Consider the following 23,267-nt stretch of genomic DNA (forward strand, 5'->3'; position numbering starts at 1 on the left):
GAGTGATGCAACCTACTCGATCCGTCCGGCCATTCGAGGTCGTCAGCGAGTTTGAACCCTCAGGCGATCAGCCGGCAGCGATTGCCGATCTTGCTGGCCGCATCAACGCGGGCGAAACTGATGTCGTCTTGTTGGGCGCAACCGGTACCGGAAAGTCAGCGACGACCGCGTGGCTTGTCGAAGCGGTGCAGCGTCCTACGCTGGTGCTCGCTCACAACAAGACTCTCGCCGCGCAACTGGCCAATGAGTTTCGCGAGCTGATGCCGAACAACGCGGTGGAGTACTTCGTCAGCTACTACGACTACTACCAACCCGAGGCATACGTCCCGCAGACTGATACGTTCATCGAGAAAGACTCGTCGGTGAACGCTGAAGTTGAGCGGCTTCGCCACTCGACGACAAACTCGCTGTTGAGCCGTCGTGATGTGGTCGTGGTGAGCACCGTCTCCTGTATCTATGGACTCGGAGCGCCCGAAGAGTACATGCGCGCGATGGTCGCGTTGCAGACGGGCGAGCGCTACGACCGTGATGCGCTGATTCGCAAGTTCATCGCGATGCAGTACAACCGCAATGACGTTGATTTCTCGCGCGGCAACTTCCGTGTGCGTGGCGACACAATCGAGATCATTCCGGTGTACGAGGAGTACGCGATCCGCATTGAACTCTTCGGCGATGAGATCGAAGCGCTCTACATGCTGCACCCGCTCACGGGTGACGTGATTCAAAAGCCCGATGCCGTGCCGATTTTTCCCGCCTCTCACTACGTCGCGGGCAATGACACCGTGCAACGCGCTATCGGCACTATTGAAGAAGAACTGATCGAACGACTGGCGGATCTAGAGCGGCAGAACAAGCTGCTCGAAGCGCAGCGCCTGCGCATGCGAACGTCGTTCGATCTTGAGATGCTGCAACAGCTCGGTTTCTGCTCGGGAATTGAGAACTATTCGCGTCACATGGACGGTCGCGCGGCCGGTGAGCCACCCCATACCCTGCTGGACTTCTTTCCAGACGACTTCTTGATGGTGATCGACGAGTCGCACGCCACCGTTCCCCAGATCGGCGCCATGTACGAGGGAGACGCATCACGAAAGCGCACGCTGGTCGAGCATGGCTTCCGGTTGCCGAGCGCAATGGACAACCGACCACTGCGGTGGGACGAGTTCAAAGAGCGCGTGGGTCAAACGGTGTATCTGTCTGCCACGCCCGGCCGCTACGAGATGGGTATCGCTGACGGCGTCGTAGAACAGATCATCAGGCCGACCGGTCTTGTAGATCCCCGCATCATCATCAAACCCTCCAAGGGACAGATCGACGATCTGCTCGAAGAGATCAGAATGCGCGCGCAGCGCGATGAACGCGTACTCGTCACGACGCTCACCAAGAAGATGGCCGAAGAGCTCACTGACTTCTTGGGCGAGCATGGCGTACGGGTGCGCTACCTGCACTCCGACGTTGACACGTTGCGTCGCGTTGAGCTGCTCAGCGAATTGCGCGCCGGGGTCTACGACGTGCTCGTCGGTATCAACCTGCTTCGTGAAGGTCTCGATCTGCCCGAGGTCTCGTTGGTGGCGATTCTGGATGCTGACAAAGAGGGGTTCTTGCGCAGCGGAACATCGTTGATTCAAACGATAGGCCGTGCCGCGCGAAACGTTTCGGGTGAGGTGCATATGTATGCCGATCGAGTCACCGACTCGATGGCGAAGGCGATCGAAGAGACAGATCGCCGCCGCGAGAAGCAGATTGCCTACAACCTTGAGCGCGGCATTGACCCCCAGCCGCTGCGCAAGAAGATCGCTGACATCACTGAAGTGCTGGCGCGCGAAGCCTCCGATACCCAAGAATTGCTATCGCGCAAGGATTCTGCCCGCGCCAAGTCGGGCAAGGGCAAGTCGCCGACGCCGCGGTTGAAGCGCGAGGGAATCGCCGCGGAGGGTGCGCAACAGCTGGAAGCGACGATCGCCGACCTGAGCGATCAGATGTTGGCCGCTGCTAGTGAGTTGAAATTCGAACTCGCTGCTCGGCTGCGCGACGAGGTGCAAGATCTGAAGAAGGAATTGCGCGCGATGGAACGCGCGGGCCACGCCTGACGTTGTGCGTGTTCGCGGCGCACTTCAATGCGCGCTTGCCCTGGGGCACACCATGACGGGCTTGTCGCGCGATCGGTCGAAAGCATGCGCTGTGATAGGTGCTCCGCACAGCGGGCACGGGCGTTCAGCGCGCTGCGCTTCGCTCGGAGGGGGAGTCTTCTCATACGGCCCCACCGATGCCGGCCCGCCCATGCGAATCAACGAGGCGTTAACCCACGCATACCAGCCACCCGCTGCACGCACACGTTCGCGAAGCGACGTGGGGTTCTCAGCGGCAGCATCCGATTCGCTCATACTCGTCAGTCTACGAACGATTGGTGTGGTGTAGCACAGCACACCGAGAGCGGCGCCATCGACGCCAGTGTCGGAGGCCCCGCCTACACTTGACTGGTGCCTATTGTGCCTGTCGATATCCCCGGAAACACGAGCGGAAAGCTCAGCGTTCGCGGCGCCCGCGTTCATAACCTCAAAGACATCGATCTCGATATCCCGCGTGATTCGCTCGTCGTGTTCACCGGCCTTTCGGGGTCGGGAAAGTCGAGTCTCGCGTTCGACACGATCTTCGCCGAAGGACAACGGCGTTACGTCGAATCGCTCAGCGCCTATGCGCGACAGTTTCTCGGCCAGGTCGATCGACCAGACGTTGACTTCATCGAGGGATTGAGCCCGGCGGTTTCGATCGACCAGAAGTCGACCAACCGCAACCCGCGCTCCACTGTTGGAACGATCACCGAGATTCACGACTACATGCGACTGCTGTGGGCGCGCATCGGTATTCCGCACTGCCCGCAGTGCGGCGAAGTCATTCAGCGGCAGACCGTGCAGCAGATCGCAGACCAGCTCATGGAACTGCCTGAGCGCACGCGCTACCAAGTCGTCGCACCCGTTGTCACACAGAAGAAGGGCGAGTTCGTCGACCTCTTCAAAGAGCTCGCCGCCAAAGGATTCGCGCGCGCAGTGGTCGATGGCGATCTCATTCAGCTCGCAGAGCCCCCGACGCTCAAGAAGAGCTACAAGCACGACATCGCCGTCGTGGTCGACCGTTTGGTGGCAAGCGACGACATCTTGAGCAGGGTGACGGATTCCGTCGAGACTGCACTCAACCTCGCCGGTGGTGTGGTGCAAGTGAATTTCGTGGACGAAGAGGGGGATGCCGCGTGGCAGTCGTTCTCAGAGAAGCTTGCCTGCCCGAACGGGCACCCGCTGCAGCTCACTGAGATCGAGCCGCGCACGTTCTCATTCAACGCACCTTTCGGAGCCTGTCCCACGTGTTCAGGCTTGGGTACGCGCATGTCGGTGGATGTCGAACTGATGCTGGGAGACGAGTCGCTCTCCATCCGCGACGGTGTGCTGATTCCGTGGACGACCCAGGGCAAGGGACTGTTCCAGTACTACGAACGACTGCTCGAAGGCCTCGCTCGCGACCTCAACTTTTCGCTCGACACCCCCTGGCAAGATCTGCGCGTTGACGTGCAAGACGCTGTGCTGCGCGGCGAGAACTACAAAGTGACCGTGAAGTGGAAGAACCGCTACGGCCGCGAGATGCGCTACGCCTCTGGGTTTGAAGGCGTCGTGCCGTACATCGAACGCCAGTATCTGCAGGCCGAAAGCGACACGCAGCGCCAGCGCTGGGCTGCGTACCTGCGTGAGGTGCCGTGCTCGGATTGCGACGGCGACCGGCTCAAGCCTGAAGTGCTCGCCGTCAAGGTGCACGAGCACTCGATCGCTGAGGCATCACGCATGAGCCTCGCTGATGCGCAGGCCTACTTTGCTCAATTGGAACTGACACCTCGCGAGGCGAAGATCGGTGCCCAGGTGCTGCGCGAGATCCGCGCGCGCCTCGACTTCCTGCTTCAGGTTGGGTTGAGCTATCTCAGTCTGAGCCGCGCCGCCGGATCGCTTTCGGGTGGCGAGGCGCAGCGCATTCGATTGGCGACACAGATCGGATCGGGCCTCACGGGCGTGCTGTACGTGCTCGATGAGCCATCGATCGGTTTGCATCAACGCGACAACCGCCGCCTCATCGACACGCTCATCAAGTTGCGTGATCTGGGCAACACGCTCATCGTTGTAGAGCACGACGAAGAGACCATTCATGCAGCGGACTGGGTTGTTGACATCGGTCCGCGCGCGGGTGTCGATGGCGGTCACGTGGTGCATTCTGGGCCGTTGTCGGAGCTGCTCGAAGATCCAGAGTCGATCACGGGGGACTACCTCGCCGGCCGTCGCTCGATTCCCACGCCAAAGAAGCGGCGCAAGATCGACAAACAGCGTCAGATCTCGGTCGTCGGCGCGCGAGAGAACAACCTTCGCGACGTCACGGTGAACTTTCCTCTTGGTGTGCTCACGGCAGTGACCGGGGTGAGCGGCTCGGGCAAGTCATCGCTCGTCAACGGCATCCTCTACGAAGTGCTCGCGAACCGTCTCAACGGCGCCCGTCGAGTTGCGGGCAAGCACACTCGCGTCACTGGTCTCGACAACCTCGACAAGGTCGTGCACGTCGACCAGGCACCCATCGGACGCACGCCGCGATCGAACCCCGCCACCTACACGGGCGTTTTCGATCGGGTGCGCACATTGTTCAGTGAGACGCCAGAGGCGAAGGTGCGCGGCTACCAGCCAGGACGCTTCAGCTTCAATGTAAAGGGCGGGCGTTGTGACGCATGCTCTGGTGACGGCACGATCAAGATCGAGATGAACTTCTTGCCCGACGTTTACGTCGATTGCGAGGTGTGCCATGGCAAGCGATACAACCGTGACACTCTCTCTGTGCACTACAAGGGCAAGAACATTGCCGAAGTGCTCGAAATGCCGATTGCAGAAGCGGCCGAGTTCTTCGAACCTATCCAAGCGATTCACCGCTACTTGAAGACGCTTGTGGATGTCGGGTTGGGGTACGTGCGACTAGGTCAGTCGGCAACAACCCTGTCGGGTGGAGAAGCACAGCGAGTCAAGCTCGCGACCGAGCTGCAGCGCCGATCCAACGGTCGTAGCATCTATGTGCTCGACGAACCGACAACAGGGCTCCATTTCGAGGACGTCGCTCGGTTGCTTGAGGTCTTGAACAGCCTCGTAGACAAGGGCAATACGGTTATCGTCATCGAGCACAGCCTCGATGTCATCAAGTCAGCTGACTGGGTGATCGATCTCGGCCCCGAAGGCGGCTCCGGTGGAGGTCAGGTCGTAGCCACCGGTACGCCCGAGCAGGTCTCGCGTGTCGAAGCCAGCCACACTGGTTCGTTCTTGGCGGAGGTGCTCGGCACGGTGCCCGCCCGCAAGGCTGGCTAGCCGTGGCATCCACTGGCGGCATTGCTCGTCCGGAACTTGCCTACAAGCCGAAGCAGGGCGAGATTCCTACGAACCCGGGTGTCTATCGGTTTCGCGATGCCGAGGGACGAGTGCTCTACGTCGGCAAGGCTAAGAATCTTCGCTCGAGACTGTCGAACTATTTTGCGCCGCTACATACTCTGCACGAGCGCACTCGGCGCATGGTCACGACGGCAGCGTCGGTCGAGTGGACTGTCGTCGATAGTGACATTGACTCGTTGCAGCTTGAATACATGTGGATCAAAGAGTTCGATCCACCGTTCAACGTGCGCTACAAAGACGACAAGTCGTATCCCTTTATGGCGATCACGCTCGCCGATGAAGCGCCGCGCGTGATCGTCACGCGCAACCGTCGCATCGCAGGGGCTCGATATTTCGGTCCGTACCCGAAGGTGTGGGCGGTGCACGACACGATCGACCTGATGATCAAAGTCTTTCCCATTCGCACCTGCAGCGATGCGTCGTACAAGAAAGCGATGGCCACCGGCCGCCCCTGTTTTCCCGGACAGATCGGTCGATGCGGCGGCCCATGCTCGGGCAAAGTGAGTGTTGAAGAACATCGTGCGATCGTCAACGATTTCATGGCGTTCATGTCTGGAGGCGACCAGAGATTCGCCAAAGAGTTGACGACTCGAATGCGCGAGTCATCAGCGGCAATGGATTATGAAGCCGCCGCGCGCTATCGCGACCGGCTGCAGGCAATAGACGCTGTGCTCAGCAAGAGCGCGCTGGTGCTCGACGACGACATCGACGTCGACCTGTTCGGTATCGCTGAAGACGAACTTGCGGCGGCGGTGCAGCACTTCGTCATCAGAGGCGGACGGGTGCGCGCGGTGCGCGCGACGACGATCGAGAAAGAACTCGACATCAGCGGCGGTGAGCTCGTCGACCAGATTCTGCAGCGCACGTACGGCACTGCTCGCGGGTCAGAGGTGCCACGCCAAGTGCTCGTGCCGGCGCTCCCCGATGATACGGGGGATCTCGAGCAGTGGCTTCAAGAGCGTCGCGGCAAAAAAGTGACCATTCAGGTCGCGCAACGCGGGCAGAAAGCTGATTTGATGCGCACCGCGGCCCTCAACGCCCGGCAGGCGCTGATGATTCACAAGACTCGCCGTACGAGTGACTACGTGGCTCGCACCCAGGGGCTCACTGACCTGCAGAATGCTCTGGGCCTCCCAGACGCCCCGCTGCGAATTGAGTGCTACGACGTCTCACACTTGAGCGGAACGAACGTCGTCGCATCGATGGTTGTGTTCGAAGACGGGCTGCCACGCAAAGATCAGTACCGCTCGTTCTCGATCGCCGAGACAACAGACGACACCGACTCCATCGGCCAGGTGCTGACGCGTCGCCTCGCTTATCTGGATCGGCCCGAGCCCGAGACGGCCGCAGAGACCGTCAATGACGACGGCACGGTCGTGACCGAGCGTAGAAAGCCTCGCTTTGCCTACCCACCGCAGCTGCTCGTCGTCGATGGCGGTCAGCCTCAAGTTGCCGCCGCGGCGCGCGCCCTGCGAAACGCCGGGCATGAAGAGATTGCCCTGTGTGGCATCGCGAAGCGTCTGGAGGAGGTCTGGCTGCCCGGTGAAGAGTATCCGGTCATCTTGCCGCGTACCTCAGAAGCCCTCTACCTGCTGCAGCGTCTGCGCGACGAGGCGCACCGATTTGCCATCACCCATCAGCGCAAACGCCGACGCCGCGACATTCAGAGCGTGCTGGCCGAGGTGCCAGGGCTCGGCGAAGCTCGCATCAAAGCACTCTTGCGTCACTTCGGTTCGGTCGCGGCGCTCAAGCGCGCCTCTGAAGAAGAGATCGTTGCGCTACCCGGAATTGGTCCGTCGCTCGCGGCGGCGATTCGCACCCATCTGACAGATGGGTAGGGTGGTTGCCATGAGGCGCGCATGACTGAAACACAGCGACAAGACGCAGGTGAAGTGCTCATTGTCACTGGCATGTCTGGCGCGGGCCGTTCAACTGCGGCCAATGCGCTTGAGGATCTCGGTTGGTATGTGGTCGACAACCTGCCGCCTCAGATGATGCGCCCCCTCATGGACCTCACCGAGCTTGCAGGTGGAGCGCTGCCACGAGTGGCGGTGGTGGTCGATGTGCGCGGTCGCGACCTCTTCGCTGAGCTGCCGGCTGCGCTCGAAGCATTGCGCGAGCGCCGCCAGACAAGAATGATGTTCCTGGATGCTTCAGACGAGGTGCTGGTGCGTCGGTTCGAGTCGGTGCGCCGCCCGCACCCGCTGCAGGGCGACGGGACCATCGTCGATGGGATCCACCGCGAGCGCGAGGTGCTCGCACCCATGCGTGAGAGCGCAGACGTCATTATCGACACGTCGTCGCGCAACATTCATCAGCTTTCAACCGAGGTCGCCGAACTGTTCACCATGAAGGGTGCTGCGCGGCACACGGTCACCATTTTGAGCTTCGGCTTCAAATACGGCATGCCGCCCGACGCGGACATGGTCGCTGACATGCGGTTTCTGCCGAATCCGTTCTGGACCGAATCGTTGCGTTCGCTCACGGGCAAAGACGAAACGGTGCGTGAGTTCGTGATGGCGCAGACGGGTGCCGAAGAGTTCATCGATGCGTACGCGCAAGCGCTGCATCCGGTGCTTGACGGCTACCAGCGTGAGAACAAGCGTCATTCTGTGGTTGCGATTGGATGCACCGGCGGCAAACACCGCTCGGTCGTTATGGCTCGGCAGTTGGCCGCGCGGTTGGATTCGGTTCCCGAGGTCACGGTCCGGGTGAAGGATCGCGATCTGGGACGTGAATGAGCCATTGCGCGAGTAGGCTGGACGATCGTCCCTAAGACTGAACCGCAAGGAGATCCGTTGTCGTTGACCGCTGATGTAAAGGCTGAGCTGATTAGCGTGCGCGACCCGCGCCCGACAGCTCGGGTTGCGGAGCTCACCGCGTTGCTCCGTTTCTCTGGCGGACTGCACTCCATCGCGAATCGGGTAGCGGTCGAAGCAGAGCTGGACTCTGACCTGCTGGCACGCCGTACCGCTCGTGAGCTGGTCGAACTTTACGGTGTTCGCCCTGAATTGGTTCTCGTGCAGGGCTCTGGTGGTCGTGTAGGCAGTTCATACGCGGTCCGCGTCATCGAGGGTGGCGAAACCCTTGCTCGTCAAACGGGCCTTCTCGACCAGCGCCGACGGCCCGTGCGCGGGCTTCCCAACAAGCTCACCACCGGGTCGCGTGGCGACCTGACGGCGGTGTGGCGCGGCGCGTTTCTCGCGGCAGGCTCGCTGAGCGACCCTGGCCGCTCAGCGGCGCTCGAAATCACCTGCCCCTCATCGGAAGCTGCCATGGCTCTCGTGGGCGCGGGCCACCGCATCGGTGTGGCAGCAAAAGCACGAGAGGTGCGCGCGGTGCCGCGCGTTGTCGTGCGCGAAGCTGAAGCAATTCGTGCCGCCCTGTCTGCAATGGGCGCCGAGCATGCAGCGAGTCAGTGGGACCAGCTTCGCCAGCGCCGCGAGGTTCGCGCTGGCGTGAACCGCTTGGTGAACTTCGATGATGCCAATCTGCGCCGCTCCGCACAGGCCGCGGTCGCCGCGTGCGCGCGCGTGGAGCGGGCAATGGAGATCCTGGGCGACGAAATTCCCGACCACCTGCGTGAAGCTGGCGATCTGCGCCTTGCACACCGTGACGCAAGTCTCGACGAACTAGGCCACCACGCTGACCCGCCGCTCACGAAAGACGCCGTCGCGGGTCGCATCCGCCGCCTGTTGGCGATGGCCGACAAGAAGGCCGACGCTGAAGGTCTGCCTGGTACGGAATCCGCTGTTCCCGCTGGTATCGAAGACTGATCCATCACATGTGACGAAGTATCGCAACCCCTGCCAGTCAGGCCTTGTGCGTCACTAGGATGGGACCGACACCCCGCCGCGTCCGGGAGTTTCGGCGCGGCATCGATCGGAAGAGAGAACATGGCCTCCTACACGTTGCCCGAGCTCACCTATGACTACTCCGCGCTGGCGCCTCACATCAGTGCGTCGATCATGGAGTTGCATCACTCGAAGCACCACCAGGCGTACGTAACCGGCGCAAACACCGCACTTGAGCAGCTCGCTGAAGCCCGTGAAAGCGGCAACTTCGCTTACGTCAACAAACTAGAGAAGGACCTCGCCTTCAACCTGGGCGGGCACACCAACCACTCGATTTTCTGGACCAACCTCTCGCCAAACGGTGGCGACAAGCCGACCGGTGACCTGGCGTCGGCGATCGATGACCACTTTGGCTCATTCGACAAGTTCCAAGCACACTTCACCGCGGCCGCGTTGGGCGTTCAGGGTTCAGGCTGGGCGGGCCTGTTCTGGGACTCGATCGGGGAGAACCTGATCATCCAGCAGTTCTTCGACCAGCAGTCCCAGTTCGCGGCTGGCTCCGTGCCGCTGTTGCTTCTCGACGTCTGGGAGCACGCGTACTACCTCGACTACAAGAACGTGCGAGCGGACTACGTCAAGGCGTTCTGGAACATTGCCGACTGGGGCAACGTTCAGTCGCGCTTCACCACCGCCCGTGAGAAGACTGCAGGCCTGCTGGTACTGTCGTAGCAAGCGTGGGCGTCCCGGCGGGTATGCCTGCCGGGACGCCGATGTCCATAGTCTGAATCGCACTAAACCGCGCACACGCGCACGACACATCTCAGGAGAGAATCCGTGGCTGTCAAGATCGGTATCAATGGCTTCGGCCGAATCGGACGTAACTACCTCCGCGCGGCTCTCGCGCAGGGGGCAGACATAGAAATCGTGGCGGTGAACGACCTCACCGACAACAAGTCGCTTGCGCACTTGCTCAAGTACGATTCCGTCGGCGGTCCGCTGTCGGAAGACGTTTCATACGACGAGGACTCGATCACCGTCGGTGGAAAGACAATCAAGGTCTTTGAAGAGCGCGACCCGGCCAACCTTCCGTGGGGCGAGCTGGGTGTCGACATCGTCATCGAGTCGACGGGTCGCTTCACCAAGGCAGAAGACGCCAAGAAGCACATTGCGGGTGGTGCCAAGAAGGTTCTGATCTCGGCGCCGGCCACCGGCGACGACGTGACGATCGTCATGGGCGTCAATGAGGGGGACTACAACCCCGAGACCGACGTCATCATCTCGAACGCATCGTGCACCACGAACTGCCTTGCACCGCTTGCCAAGGTCTTCAACGACGCATTCGGTATCGAGCGCGGCTTCATGATGACCGCTCACGCGTACACCGCTGACCAGAACCTGCAGGATGGCCCGCACGGCGACCTCCGCCGCGCACGCGGCGCAGCGATCAACATCGTTCCCGCGTCAACTGGTGCGGCGAAGGCTATCGGTCACGTGCTGCCTGAGCTCAACGGCAAGCTGAGCGGTTCTTCGTACCGCGTGCCCGTACCCACCGGCTCGATCGTCGACCTCACGATCGTCACCCCGACCGAGGGACTGACCGCCGAGCAGATCAACGCGGTCTACAAGGATGCTGCCGCATCTGGCGCTCTCGCCGGATTCCTGCAGTACACCGAAGACCCCATCGTCTCCAGTGACATTCAGGGAAATCCGCACTCGTCGATCTTCGACTCGGAGCTCACGAACGTCAGTGGCAACCTGGTCAAGGTGTCGGCCTGGTACGACAACGAATGGGGCTACTCCAACCGTCTCGTCGACCTGACCGAGTACGTTGCCGAGACGCTCTAAGCGATAACCATGCCACTGCGCACCCAGGAATCGCTCGGGTCGCTCGCAGGCAAGCGCGTCATCGTCCGTTGTGACCTCAACGTTCCCTTGCGGGACGGGGTTATCACGGACGATGGCCGCGTGCGGGCCTCTCTTCCCACGCTGAACGCTCTGATCAACCAGGGTGCTCGTTTGGTCATCTGCTCGCATCTCGGTCGCCCAGCGGGCGCGCCTGATGAGAAGTACTCTCTCGCGCCGGTGGCGCAGCGGCTCTCGGAGCTGCTGGGCAAGCCCGTCGCCTTCGCTCGCGACACCGTCGGTGAGTCCGCTCACGACGCCGTTGCGGCGCTCGAAGACGGCGAGGTTGCAGTCATCGAGAACCTGCGCTTCAACCCGGGCGAAACAGCGAAAGATGACGCTGAGCGTCGCGCCTTCGCTGAGCAGCTCGCACAGCTCGGTGACGCACTCGTTTCCGACGGCTTCGGTGTTGTGCACCGCAAGCAGGCGTCGGTTTACGATCTCGCAGAGATTCTGCCGTCTGCGGCAGGGTTGCTGATCGCCAAAGAGCTCGATGTTCTCGACCGGCTCACTGAGAAGCCCGAGGCGCCTTACACGGTGGTGCTCGGAGGATCGAAGGTCAGCGACAAGCTCGGTGTGATCGCACACCTGTTGCCGCGTGTTCAGAAGATCTGTGTCGGTGGCGGGATGATGTTCACGTTCCTCGCTGCGCAGGGCTACAAGGTCGGCAAGAGCCTTCTCGAAGAAGACCAACTCGACACCGTTCGCGGTTACATCGAGACGGCTGAGGAACTGGGCGTCGAACTCATTCTTCCGGTGGACGCGGTCGTCGCGGCCTCGTTCGGTGCAGACGCCGCACACGAGGTCGCCGCGGCAGACGAAATTGAGAACACGCCATTCGGCGCAGACGGATTGGGGCTCGATATCGGGCCGCAGACTGCCGAGCTGTTCGCTGTCGCAATTCGTGAGTCGAACACTGTCTTTTGGAACGGACCCATGGGTGTGTTCGAGATGGCAGCTTTTGCTGCTGGAACAAAGACCGTTGCCAAAGCCCTCACCGAGGTCGGTGGCCTGTCGGTCGTCGGCGGCGGCGATTCGGCGGCGGCGGTTCGTCAACTTGGCTTCTCCGATGACCAGTTCGGTCACATCTCGACGGGCGGCGGCGCAAGCCTCGAGTTCCTCGAGGGTAAGAAGCTCCCCGGACTGGAGGTCCTCGGATGGCAGTAGCAAGAACCCCGCTCATCGCGGGTAACTGGAAGATGAATCTCGACCACTTGCAGGCGGTCGCGTTCGTGCAGAAGCTGCACTGGACGTTGAAGGACGCAGCGCACGAAGACGGCTCGGTGGAGGTAGCGGTTTTCCCGCCCTTTACCGACATCCGCACGGTGCAGACGCTCATTGACGCAGACAAGATTTCGTTTGCGCTCGGCGCGCAAGACATCTCGTCACATGATTCGGGCGCATACACCGGAGAGATCTCGGGCGCGTTCCTGTCGAAGCTTTCTTGCGGGTACGTCATCATTGGTCACTCCGAACGTCGTGAGTATCACGCCGAGTCTGACGAGGTCGTTGCCGCCAAGGTTCAGGCTGCGTTGCGCCACGGCGTCGTGCCGGTGATCTGCGTCGGTGAAACAGCCGAAGACCTCGAGAAGTTCGGAGCCAGTGCGGTTCCGGCAGGGCAGCTCGAAGTGGCACTTTCTGGAGTCGCCGCGGATGCCGAGATCGTAGTTGCATACGAACCTGTCTGGGCAATCGGCTCCGGTCAGGCGGCAACTCCGCAACAGGCTCAAGATGTGTGCGCCAAACTGCGCGAGGTCATCGCCAGCAAGATGGGTGCGGACGCTGCGGCGAAGACCCGCGTGCTGTACGGCGGTTCTGTGAAGTCCGCCAACATCGCGAGCTTCATGCGTGAGCCTGATGTTGACGGTGCCCTGGTGGGCGGGGCGAGTCTCGTTGCTGACGAGTTCGCCGCGATCATCCGGTTCCAAAAACACGTCGGCGTGTGACTTGTGACGAGGGATGCTGCGGGTCTTCCGTAGCATCCCTCGTCTCGTCGTATACTTGACCCTTGTGCGATCGGTGATTGATCGCCACGAAAGGCTTCAAAGACAGTGGATATCCTCGAGTTCGTCCTGCAGGTGCTCCTTGGCATCACGAGTCTCCTGCTGACCCTCCTCATCTTGCTCCACAAGGGGCGCGGTGGTGGCTTGTCTGACATGTTCGGTGGAGGAATGACTTCGTCGCTCGGCTCTTCCGGGCTCGCAGAGCGAAACCTCAACCGGTTCACGATCGTTCTTGCGCTCATCTGGTTCGTCGCGATCGTTGCGCTCGGCCTCATCACGAAATTTCAGGTCTAATGGCTACTGGCGGTAACGCAATCCGGGGCACTCGTGTAGGTGCCGGTCCGATGGGTGAGCAGGATCATGGCTTCCACGCCGATCGCGTGACGATCTCGTACTGGGACGCCCTTGGCAACGAGACGGTGCGCCATTTCGCCGCAGGAATTCCAGAAGAGGAGATTCCCGAGACGATCGACTCACCGCACTCGGGACTTCCCGCAGGTCGCGATAAGGCGAACCCGCCAGCGCTTGCGAAAGCTGAGCCGTACAAGACGCACCTCGCGTATGTGAAGGAGCGCCGTTCCGACGAAGAGGCTGACACGCTTCTCGATGACGCGCTCACGCAGCTGCGCGACCGACGCGGTCAGGTGTAGTCACCGAATCTGTGTAAGAAGAAAGCGGATGCCTAATGGCATCCGCTTTCTCTGTCTCTTGCGTCCGCGAGATCAGTACTCGCGGTCAATCAGCTCGTGTGGCACCTTCTCTGCAGCCATCTCGTCAACGAAGAAGACCGTGCGCTTGCGCCCTTTGGCGCCAGCGGCTGGAACGTTGGAGTAACTCGCCCCTGCGAGCGCGAGCCCTAGCGCCGATGCTTTGTCTGCGCCAGTGAGCACCATCCACACCCGCTTGGAATCGTTGATGACCGGCCGGGTCATCGAGACGCGCTCCGGTGGCGGCTTGGGAGAGTCGCGGACGACGACTGTTGCCGCATCGGTGATATGGATCTCGCCGCGGTCGGGAAAAAGTGAAGCGATATGGCCGTCGGGGCCTACGCCGAGGAAGCAGATATCGAACGACGGCCAAAGTCGTCCATCGCGACCGAATGACGCGAGCTCACGGGCATAGGCAGCCGCGGCATCGTCGAGGGTGCCGCCCTCATCGGCGGCTGCGATGGCGTGAATATTCTCGGCAGGAAGATCAAGACTGTCGAGCAGAGCTTCACGCGCCTGCTTCTCATTGCGGTCGGTGTCATCGCGGCTGACGAAACGCTCATCACTCCACCAAAAATGAACGAGAGACCAGTCGATCTTGTTCACTTCGGCGCTGCGCGACGCAGCGGAAAGCACGGCGGCACCCATTGAGCCACCGGTGAGCGATACGTGGACCGTCTTGCCTTCGCCGGCACGTTTGCCGACGCGATCAAGGAATCTATCTGCCACCGATGCGGCGAGCGACGCCGGGTCTGGGCCGATGACCACAAACTTCTCGGCCCACGCTTCGACCATATTCGCCTACTCCTGTGTCTGGCCGGACGGGCCAACCACCGTCGGCGGGCCCAGCAACTTCCAACCTTCGCTGATCACTCGACCATACAGGAGGTCTGGATCGAGACGCCGCAACTCCTCGGCAAGACACTCACGCAACGTGCGTCGGGGGAAAGAAAGATCGTGAACTGGTTGGCCAGGCTGGGTCAGGATTGCCACTCCCGCACTGGGGCGCTCCAACAGCACCTCACCGCTCTCGCGAACCAGGCTGACTGACTTGATGCCGTGCGGCCACTCGGATTCGTCGAGGTAGCCCCAGTCGACTTCCACATCGAGCGCGAGACGTAGCCATGCGGCGAGCAGAGCAGTCGAGGGAGAGTCGGCGGCGCCGCGCACCCGAACCGCTGTCACCGTCTCGTATGGCGGCTGGTCGAGAATCGCCGCCAGCTGTTCTCGCCACCTGGTGAGACGGGTCCATGCCAGATCCGTATCGCCCGGAGCGTAGCGATCACCCAGCGATGACACCCACTTGGACGGATCGGACTTGGTGGCAGCATCGGTGATGCGGCGCTGGGCGATCTTGCCGATCGAGGTTTTCGACGGAAGATCGGGCGTGCGGTTCGGCCACCATACGACGACGGGAGCGTCAGGAAGCAGCAAGCCTGTCACCAAAGACTCGAGGTTGCGGTCGCCGACCTCACCCTGAACCTTCAGAGTGACAACCTCGCTCGCACCGGCATCTCCGCCAACACGGATCTGTCCGTCGAGGCGCGATTCAGCATCGCCATCGGCGATCATCAGCACGATGACGCGCATCGGGTGCTCGCGAGACGCATCGTTCGCCGCCTCGATGACCTCTTCGAGCGCGCCGTGTCGCGTGAGGATGATGAGGGTCAGAACTCGGCCAAGGGCGACAGCGCCACCCTCTTCGCGCACATTGACGAGTGCTCGGGAGATTTTACTGACGGTGGTGTCGGGCAGATCAACGATCATGGGCGCCTCCAGACGCGTCCATCGCGGGCGAGCATTTCGTCCGCGGATGCCGGACCCCAAGACCCGGGTGAGTATTGTTCGAGTGCACCATCCTGGGCTGACCAGAATTCCTCAATCGGGTCGAGAATCTTCCACGACAGCTCGACTTCTTCGTGACGGGGGAACAGCGGCGGATCACCGAGCAGCACGTCAAGAATGAGCCGTTCATAGGCCTCTGGGCTCGCCTCGGTGAACGCATGCCCGTAGCCGAAGTCCATGGTGACATCGCGCACCAGGTTTCCCGCGCCGGGAACTTTTGAGCCGAACCGGATCGTCACGCCCTCATCGGGCTGCACGCGGATGACGAGCGCGTTCTGCCCCTGGCCGGAGGTCTGACTGCGGGAGAATAGCTGCTCAGGTGAGCTCTTGAAGACGACGGCGATCTCAGTGACGCGGCGGCCGAGTCGTTTGCCGGTGCGCAGATAGAACGGAACTCCGGCCCAACGGCGGGTGTTCACCTCAAGCGTGATCGCCGCGTAGGTCTCAGTAGCGGACTCGGGATTCATGCCGTCTTCCTCGAGAAAGCCGAGCACCTTTTCGCCGCCCTGCCAACCGCCCGCATACTGTCCGCGAGCCGTGGACAGCGTGAGATCGTCGGGCAGTGTGACTGCCGCGAGTACTTTCTCCTTCTCAGCACGCAGATTCGCGGCGTCGAATGAGATCGGCTCCTCCATCGCGGTCAACGCCATGAGTTGCAGCAGGTGGTTCTGAATGACGTCACGTGCGGCGCCGATGCCGTCGTAGTAGCCGGCGCGTCCTCCGACGCCGATATCTTCGGCCATCGTGATCTGTACGTGGTCGACGTAGTTGCGGTTCCAGATCGGTTCGTACAGTTCGTTGGCGAACCGCAACGCCAGAATGTTCTGCACGGTTTCTTTGCCGAGGTAGTGGTCGATTCGGAATATGGAGTCGGCCGGAAACGCGGAGCGCAGCGCGTCGTTGAGCGATTGTGCGGTGTCGAGGTTGTGCCCGAAAGGTTTCTCGATCACCACACGGCGCCAGCGGTCGGGTTGGTCTGCAGTGTCATCCACTAGCCCAGAAGACTTCAGTTGCTCTGCGACAAGGGGAAAGTCTTTCGGAGGAATTGACAGGTAATAGGCATGATTGCCCATCGTTCCTCGTTCGACGTCAAGTTTCTCGACCGTGGTGCGCAGGCGTGCAAACGCCTCGGGATCACCGAATTCGCCGGAGACAAACCGAATGCCCTGGAGCAGCTGCTGCCAGGTTTCGTCTCGGAACTCGGTGCGCGCATGTTGGCGCACTGCGTCGTGAACAACCTCAGCGAAGTCTTGATCCTCCCAGTCGCGCCGTGCAAAACCGACTAGCGCGAACCCGGGGGGCAACAGTCCGCGGTTCGCGAGGTCGTACACCGCGGGCATGAGCTTTTTACGCGAAAGATCACCGGTAACCCCGAAAATGACCAAGGCGCTCGGGCCAGCGATGCGGTTGAGTCGGTCATCGCCGGTGTCGCGAAGCGGGTTGTTGCCTCGCGATATGTCGATTGTCATTGAGTGAAGACTCCTATTGCGCCGCTTCGAAGAGCGACAGAATTTCGAACTGCGGGTCGGTGAGTGTGAGCGTCACGACAGGGCGGCCATGCGCGGCGAGCACGCTCGCATCTCCGGCAGCTTGTGCAGCGATGAGCTGACCGAAAGTGAATGGACGCTCGGGGATCTCGAGATCGAGATCTGTCGCTTCGAGAATCTGAAGAAAGACTCCGGTCGCGGGACCACCCTTATGGAACTGTCCGGTGGAGTGGAGGAAGCGCGGGCCCCAGCCGAATGTGGTTGGCCGGCCGGAGTCGGCGGCTACCAGCTCGCGAAGACCCTGCAACTGGTGCATGGTGAGTCGGTTGACATAGGCCTGCACCGAGACGTATCCATCTGCTGGCAGTTGAGCCCACAGCGCGTCGAGCACGCCAGCGATCGTGCCAGACGATGCCAGCGCAGGGTCTGAGACTCGCACTTCGACACCATCAGCGACGAAGGCGGGCGCGGTAGCTTCCGGGCGCGCGTCGAGCAAACCGCGCGTGGCGACCTTCGCTGACTCGACGTCGGGCTGATCGAACGGATTGATCCCGAGCACTTGACCGGCGATCGCGGTGGCGTACTCCCAGACGATGAATTGCGCGCCCAACGAGCCGCTGATGACGATTTCACCCTCGTGGTGCTCGAAGAAGTGAAACTCGTTCGCCTCATCGACAATTCGAACGATCTGAAGGTCGGCGGGGCGCGACTCGACCTCGGGAGACACCGGCAGGAGCGGCACGGGCAGAATGCCGGTGCCCTTCTTGCCGGTCGACTCAGCGACTAGCTGCTCGATCCAATCCGGCAGACCCACGATGTGGGTTCCGTCAGTGATCAGAGCCAGTTTGTCCCGTCGGGGGTTACCTCCGGCGATCGCGGCGGCGAGCACGAGTGCGGGGTTATCGGGGCTGTCGATCGCGACTTCGAGCAGAGACGCTTCCGCTTCGTCGAGTAGTTCGGTGATGTCTACGCCGGCGAGCCCCGTAGGCACCAGCCCAAATGCGGTCAGCGCCGAGTAGCGGCCCCCCACATTGGGGTCAGCGTTGAAGACGGTGTAGCCATCCGCGCGAGCGGCCTGATCCATCGGCGACCCCGGGTCGGTGACCACGATGATTCGCTCCACCGGATCGATACCGAGATCGCGGAAGGCTGACTCGAATACCCGCTTCGCGGAGTCTGTCTCGACAGTAGCGCCAGACTTCGAGGAAACGACCAGGGCGGTCTGCGAAAGATCGCCGCCGGCGCTTCCATCGATGGCGGCGAGCACCTGGCCGGGAGCAGTCGTGTCGACGATCACCAGCGGCACACCCGAGGTCTGAGCGATCACCTCCGGTGCCAGCGACGACCCTCCCATGCCCGCGAGCACGATACGATTCACGCCCTTGGCAACGAGGGTTTCACGAAGAGCGAGAATCTCGTCGACCAGGGGTCGCGAGACACTCACGGCATCCACCCACCCGAGCCGCTTCGTGGCTTCTTCCTCGGCGTCGGCACCCCAAAGGCTCGAATCGCCCGCGGTGATTCCCGAAGCGACGAGAGAGCCCACCAGGGTGGGCAATGTCTGTTCTACAACCGACTTCACGTGGCCGCTCAGGTGGATGGCGAAGGTCATCGAGCTGCCGCATCCTTCAGGGCCGCGTCAACGGTGCCTTGCAGATCGTGCCACGAAGCGATGAACTTCGACACGCCCTCATCTTCAAGCAGCTGGGTGACGTCATCGATCACGACGCCCACCGCTGCGAGCCCATCGATAACGCTGTGCGCGTCGGCATAGTTGCCCGTGATGGTGTCTCCGCTGATCACGCCGTGGTCGAACGTTGCCTGCAGGGTCTTCTCGGGCATGGTGTTGACGGTGCCAGCCGCTACCAGCTCCGTCACGTAGAGGGTATCGGGCAGCGCGGGGTCTTTGACTCCGGTCGATGCCCACAGTGGGCGCTGGACGTTGGCGCCGAATCCTACGAGGTCTTGGGCACGCTTCTCGGCGAATTTCTGCTCGAACAGTTCGTAGGCGAGACGTGCGTTGGCGATGCCAGCCTTCGAGAGCAGAGCGGTCGCTTCGTCGGTGCCGATCGACTTGAGCCGGTTGTCGACTTCGGTATCAACGCGTGAGACGAAGAACGATGCGACCGAGTGGATGCCGGTCAGGTCGATGCCAGCGCTGTGGGCACGTTCCAGGCCCTCAAGGTATGCGTCGATGACGTCGGCGTAGCGTTCGAGGCTGAAGATCAGCGTGACGTTGACGCTGATCCCAGCAGCAATCGTTTCTGCGATGGCCGGAATGCCCGCTTTGGTCGCCGGGATTTTGATCAGCACGTTGGGGCGGTCAACTGCCTCGTATAGAGCTTTGGCCTGTGCGATCGTCTCTTCGGTGTCGTGGGCGACGACAGGTGAGACCTCAATGGATACGCGGCCGTCCACGCCGTTGCTCGCATCGTAGATCGGGCGGAAGATGTCGCATGCGTCACGCACATCAGTCGTGGTGAGGGAGAAGATCGTCTCGTCGACCGTTGCGCCCTTGCTGGCCTGAGCTGCGATGGCTTCTTCGTAGCCGATGCCGGCCGAGATTGCACCCTGGAAAATCGTCGGGTTGGTCGTCACACCGACGACGTCTCGGGTCGAGATCAGTTCGCTGAGGTTGCCCGAGGCGATGCGGTCGCGCGAGAGGTCATCGAGCCAGATGCTGACGCCCGCGTGGGAAAGGTCGGCGGTGGGGGTGGTGCTCATGCGTTCTCCTTGAGGGTTTCGCGCGCCGCTTCAACAACGGCTTCGGCGGTGATGCCGAACTTCTGGAACAGGGTCTTGTAGTCAGCCGAAGCGCCGAAGTGCTCGATTGATACCGAACGGCCGGTGTCTCCGACGATGTGGCGCCAGGTGAGGCCGATGCCAGCCTCGACCGAAACGCGCGCCTTGACAGCTGCCGGAAGCACAGACTCTCGGTAGTCCGCGTCTTGCTCGTCGAACCACTCCAGCGACGGCACTGACACGACGCGCGCACCAATGCCTTCGGCCGCTAGCGTTTCGCGTGCTTGGACTGCGAGCTGCACCTCGGAGCCGCTCGCGATGAGCAGCACGTCTGGTGCGCCGTTGGCAGCATCCACCAATACATAGGCGCCCTTGGCCACGCCCGCCGTCGAAGCGAATTCGTCGCCCGAGGCGTCGCCTTCGCCCCGCGGGAACACGGGAATGTTCTGGCGGGTCAAAGCGATACCCGAGGGGCCCTCGTTGCGGCGCAAGATCTCGAGCCAGGCAGCCGCGGTTTCGTTTGCATCGGCGGGACGAACGACAGCGAAGTTGGGAATCGCGCGAAGCGTGGCGAGCTGCTCGATCGGCTGGTGCGTGGGACCGTCCTCGCCCAGCGCCACCGAGTCATGCGTCCAGACGAACACCGACGGGATGTTCATCAGCGCAGCCAGACGGACCGCGGGGCGCATGTAGTCACTGAAGATCAAGAACGTGCCCCCGAACGCACGTGTAGGACCGTGAAGGATGATTCCGTTGACGATCGCGCCCATCGCGTGCTCGCGGATGCCGAAGTGCAGCACGCGCCCGTAGGGGTCACCGGACCATTCGCTCGTCGACCACTCGGCTGGGATGAACGACTTCGCACTCTTGATGGTGGTCAGGTTCGACTCTGCCAAGTCAGCCGAGCCGCCCCAGAGCTCAGGGAGTTCGGCAGCGAGAGCATTGATGACCGTACCTGACGCGGCACGAGTCGATACCTCCTTGCCGGCTTCGAATGCGGGCAGTGCGTCGTCGATGTTCGCGGGAAGGGCCTTAGCCTCGAGCCGGTCAAGCAGCGCCTTGCGCTCGGGGTTCGACTTCGCCCACGCATCGAAAGAGCTCTGCCATTCAGCACGCGATTCAGCGGCACGGTCCTTGAGCGCGCGAGTGTGAGCAATCACGTCGTCGGCGACGACAAACGACTGCTCAGGGTCGAAGCCGAGCACCTTCTTGGTTGCAGCGAGTTCATCGGCGCCGAGCGCGGAGCCGTGAATCTTGCCGGTGTTCTGCTTTCCTGGGGCAGGCCACCCGATGATCGTCTTCAGGATGATGAGCGACGGCTTGGCCGACTCGCTCTTTGCGGCCTCGATTGCCGCGTGCAGCTCGGCGACATCTTCGACGTAGTCGCCGGTCTTCTTCCAATCAACCGTCTGCACGTGCCAGCCATAGGCTTCGTAGCGAGCAGCGACGTCTTCGGTGAACGCGACGTTGGTGTCGTCTTCGATCGAGATCTGGTTGGAATCGTAGATGGCGATCAAATTGCCCAGGGCCTGGTGCCCAGCGAGCGACGATGCTTCGCTGGTTACGCCCTCTTGCAGGTCGCCATCACCCGCGATGACATAGATGTTGTGGTCGAAGGGCGAGGTGCCCGCTGCAGCTTCGGGGTCGAACAATCCGCGCTCATAGCGCGCGGCGTAGGCAAAACCGACCGCCGACGCCAGGCCCTGACCCAGCGGGCCGGTGGTGATCTCGACACCGTCGGTGTGGCCGTACTCAGGGTGTCCGGGAGTCAGCGACCCCCACGTGCGCAGTGCCTTCAAATCTTCGAGTTCGAGACCGAACCCGCCCAAGTAGAGCTGCACGTACTGAGTAAGAGATGAATGGCCGACCGAAAGAATGAACCGGTCGCGTCCCAGCCAGCCGGTGTCGGTTGGGTCATGGCGCAGCACGTGCTGGTACAGCAGGTATGCAGCGGGAGCGAGGCTCATCGCGGTGCCAGGGTGACCGTTGCCCACCTTCTCGACGGCATCAGCCGCAAGAACGCGGGCGGTATCCACCGCACGCCGATCGATTTCATCCCAACGCAGTTCCGACACAAAAGGCCTTTCTCGAGGAGCGCCCGCTTTCCGCCAGATCCCAGCCCGCGTTCCGGGCAGCAAGAGGGGATGAGGCACGAGACGCGCGTGCAGTCTCAGCATAGCGAAGGGGCATGCCGAGGGCCTCATGTGACCGGTTGTGTGTCAAAGTCTTTCGCCAGGGTGCGATATCGCCCCTGGGCACCGGCGGCATTTTCACCAGATTCACACCGTCGCGGCAGTCTCGCTCGAGCAGAAGTGCACCTCGCCCAATGCCATAGACTTGACCCGGCTCAAAAGATTTCGATAGCGGGGGCGATGGACATTTCGACGACGGCTTCTCAGGCGTCCGTTTCTGCACCCCAGGGGGCGAGCCAGAGCTTCGGCACGACGGTTCGCGCTTACATCGCGTTGACGAAACCTCGCGTTCTCGAACTCCTGTTGGTGACAACCGTTCCGGTGATGATCCTCGCCGCTGGCGGTTTTCCCGACTTGTGGCTCGTTCTTGCCACCGTGATCGGTGGATCACTGAGCGCCGGTTCTGCCGCAGCGTTCAACATGTACCTCGACCGCGACATTGACGCGCACATGAAGCGTACGGTGAACCGACCGCTCGTGACCGGTGAGGTATCGCCGCGTGCTGCCCTGATCTTCTCGTGGGTGCTCGCGATCGGCTCGACGGCCTGGCTGTGGGTTACGACGAATTGGTTGGCAGCCACGCTGTCGGCAGTGGCAATCTTCTTCTACGTCGTCATCTACACGATGATTCTCAAGCGCCGCACCGAGCAGAACATCGTTTGGGGCGGAATCGCCGGCTGCTTCCCCGTGCTCATCGGCTGGACAGCCGTCACAGGTTCTCTCGCATGGGCGCCGTTCATTCTCTTTGTGGTGGTGTTCCTTTGGACGCCGCCGCACTATTGGCCGCTGTCGATGAAGTACAAGGATCAGTACGACGACGTGCACGTTCCGATGCTCGGAGCCACCCGCAGCAGCTCGCAGGTGGGCTTGCAGGTCATTCTCTATGCCTGGGCCACGCTGGCGTGCTCGCTGCTGTTGATCCCGGTTGCAGGTATGGGCCTGGTCTACAGCGTGTCTGCGCTGGTGTTCGGCGGCTGGTTCATCTATGAATCGCACCGTCTCTACAATCGGTCTGTTCGCGGTGAAGAGCCCAAGCCGATGAGGGTTTTCCACGCCTCGATCAGCTACTTGACGTTGCTGTTCATCGCTATCGCCGTCGACCCGTTGTTGCCCTTCTGAGCTCAGCGCCGCTGGCAAAC

At 61.8% G+C, this 23,267-nt stretch carries 19 protein-coding genes; 12 read left to right on the forward strand and 7 right to left on the reverse strand.

Translation table 11 applies throughout. From position 1 onward, the window contains the following. Nucleotides 1-5: 5 nt before the first annotated feature. On the forward strand, nucleotides 6-2,087 hold the full coding sequence (uvrB, locus tag WDU96_RS06935; RefSeq protein ID WP_337337777.1) for an excinuclease ABC subunit UvrB: 2,082 nt from the start codon (nucleotides 6-8) through the stop codon (nucleotides 2,085-2,087). A gap of 24 nt (nucleotides 2,088-2,111) precedes the next feature. Here uvrB and WDU96_RS06940 read toward each other — a convergent pair whose 3' ends face one another. Next, nucleotides 2,112-2,381: a hypothetical protein gene (locus tag WDU96_RS06940; RefSeq protein ID WP_337337778.1), complete on the reverse strand. Its 270-nt coding sequence runs from the start codon at nucleotides 2,379-2,381 to the stop codon at nucleotides 2,112-2,114. Nucleotides 2,382-2,477: 96 nt separating this feature from the next. On the opposite strand from WDU96_RS06940, the gene uvrA reads away from it, so the two are divergent. From uvrA to WDU96_RS06990, 10 genes are all read left to right on the forward strand, one after another. Continuing rightward, complete coding sequence (gene uvrA / locus WDU96_RS06945; protein ID WP_337337779.1) at nucleotides 2,478-5,375, forward strand: excinuclease ABC subunit UvrA; 2,898 nt, start codon at nucleotides 2,478-2,480, stop codon at nucleotides 5,373-5,375. Between the two features lie 2 nt (nucleotides 5,376-5,377). Next, nucleotides 5,378-7,294 (forward strand): excinuclease ABC subunit UvrC, encoded by a 1,917-nt coding sequence (uvrC, locus tag WDU96_RS06950; RefSeq protein ID WP_420063942.1) that lies wholly within the window; start codon nucleotides 5,378-5,380, stop codon nucleotides 7,292-7,294. 21 nt (nucleotides 7,295-7,315) lie between these two features. Continuing rightward, nucleotides 7,316-8,197, forward strand: coding sequence for an RNase adapter RapZ (gene rapZ / locus WDU96_RS06955; RefSeq protein ID WP_337337780.1), 882 nt, complete (start codon nucleotides 7,316-7,318; stop codon nucleotides 8,195-8,197). A gap of 57 nt (nucleotides 8,198-8,254) precedes the next feature. Then, on the forward strand, nucleotides 8,255-9,232 hold the full coding sequence (whiA, locus tag WDU96_RS06960; protein ID WP_337337781.1) for a DNA-binding protein WhiA: 978 nt from the start codon (nucleotides 8,255-8,257) through the stop codon (nucleotides 9,230-9,232). A gap of 120 nt (nucleotides 9,233-9,352) precedes the next feature. Then, a complete protein-coding gene (locus WDU96_RS06965) occupies nucleotides 9,353-9,979 on the forward strand; it encodes a superoxide dismutase (protein WP_337337782.1) in 627 nt (208 codons plus the stop codon). Nucleotides 9,980-10,084: 105 nt separating this feature from the next. Beyond that, a complete protein-coding gene (gene gap / locus WDU96_RS06970) occupies nucleotides 10,085-11,095 on the forward strand; it encodes a type I glyceraldehyde-3-phosphate dehydrogenase (protein ID WP_337337783.1) in 1,011 nt (336 codons plus the stop codon). A gap of 9 nt (nucleotides 11,096-11,104) precedes the next feature. Beyond that, nucleotides 11,105-12,319 (forward strand): phosphoglycerate kinase, encoded by a 1,215-nt coding sequence (locus tag WDU96_RS06975; protein WP_337337784.1) that lies wholly within the window; start codon nucleotides 11,105-11,107, stop codon nucleotides 12,317-12,319. After that, complete coding sequence (gene tpiA / locus WDU96_RS06980; RefSeq protein ID WP_337337785.1) at nucleotides 12,310-13,098, forward strand: triose-phosphate isomerase; 789 nt, start codon at nucleotides 12,310-12,312, stop codon at nucleotides 13,096-13,098. Before WDU96_RS06975 ends, tpiA begins: the two co-directional genes overlap by 10 nt. A gap of 105 nt (nucleotides 13,099-13,203) precedes the next feature. Then, the gene (secG, locus tag WDU96_RS06985; RefSeq protein WP_337337786.1) at nucleotides 13,204-13,449 is read left to right on the forward strand and encodes a preprotein translocase subunit SecG; all 246 of its coding nucleotides are present in this window, start codon (nucleotides 13,204-13,206) and stop codon (nucleotides 13,447-13,449) included. Then, complete coding sequence (locus tag WDU96_RS06990) at nucleotides 13,449-13,805, forward strand: RNA polymerase-binding protein RbpA (protein WP_337337787.1); 357 nt, start codon at nucleotides 13,449-13,451, stop codon at nucleotides 13,803-13,805. Before secG ends, WDU96_RS06990 begins: the two co-directional genes overlap by 1 nt. Nucleotides 13,806-13,877: 72 nt before the next feature. Here the strand turns inward: WDU96_RS06990 and pgl are convergent, their stop codons facing one another. From pgl to tkt, 6 genes are read right to left on the reverse strand one after another with little or no spacing between them, the layout of a single operon-like run. Then, entirely contained in the window at nucleotides 13,878-14,657 is a 780-nt protein-coding gene (gene pgl / locus WDU96_RS06995) for a 6-phosphogluconolactonase (RefSeq protein ID WP_337337788.1), read from the reverse strand. A 6-nt stretch (nucleotides 14,658-14,663) separates the two neighbouring features. Next, nucleotides 14,664-15,629: a glucose-6-phosphate dehydrogenase assembly protein OpcA gene (locus WDU96_RS07000; RefSeq protein WP_337337789.1), complete on the reverse strand. Its 966-nt coding sequence runs from the start codon at nucleotides 15,627-15,629 to the stop codon at nucleotides 14,664-14,666. Continuing rightward, nucleotides 15,626-17,176, reverse strand: coding sequence for a glucose-6-phosphate dehydrogenase (zwf, locus tag WDU96_RS07005; RefSeq protein WP_337337790.1), 1,551 nt, complete (start codon nucleotides 17,174-17,176; stop codon nucleotides 15,626-15,628). The genes WDU96_RS07000 and zwf overlap by 4 nt, the downstream gene beginning before the upstream one ends. Nucleotides 17,177-17,189: 13 nt before the next feature. Then, nucleotides 17,190-18,806 (reverse strand): glucose-6-phosphate isomerase, encoded by a 1,617-nt coding sequence (locus WDU96_RS07010; RefSeq protein ID WP_337337791.1) that lies wholly within the window; start codon nucleotides 18,804-18,806, stop codon nucleotides 17,190-17,192. Continuing rightward, nucleotides 18,803-19,918 (reverse strand): transaldolase, encoded by a 1,116-nt coding sequence (tal, locus tag WDU96_RS07015; RefSeq protein ID WP_337337792.1) that lies wholly within the window; start codon nucleotides 19,916-19,918, stop codon nucleotides 18,803-18,805. Before tal ends, WDU96_RS07010 begins: the two co-directional genes overlap by 4 nt. Beyond that, nucleotides 19,915-22,011, reverse strand: coding sequence for a transketolase (gene tkt, locus WDU96_RS07020; protein ID WP_337337793.1), 2,097 nt, complete (start codon nucleotides 22,009-22,011; stop codon nucleotides 19,915-19,917). The genes tal and tkt overlap by 4 nt, the downstream gene beginning before the upstream one ends. A gap of 297 nt (nucleotides 22,012-22,308) precedes the next feature. On the opposite strand from tkt, the gene WDU96_RS07025 reads away from it, so the two are divergent. Beyond that, the gene (locus WDU96_RS07025) at nucleotides 22,309-23,247 is read left to right on the forward strand and encodes a heme o synthase (RefSeq protein ID WP_337337794.1); all 939 of its coding nucleotides are present in this window, start codon (nucleotides 22,309-22,311) and stop codon (nucleotides 23,245-23,247) included. Nucleotides 23,248-23,267: the final 20 nt, after the last annotated feature.

Source organism: Microbacterium marmarense, from assembly GCF_037204165.1.
In the GTDB taxonomy this organism is placed as follows: domain Bacteria; phylum Actinomycetota; class Actinomycetes; order Actinomycetales; family Microbacteriaceae; genus Microbacterium; species Microbacterium marmarense.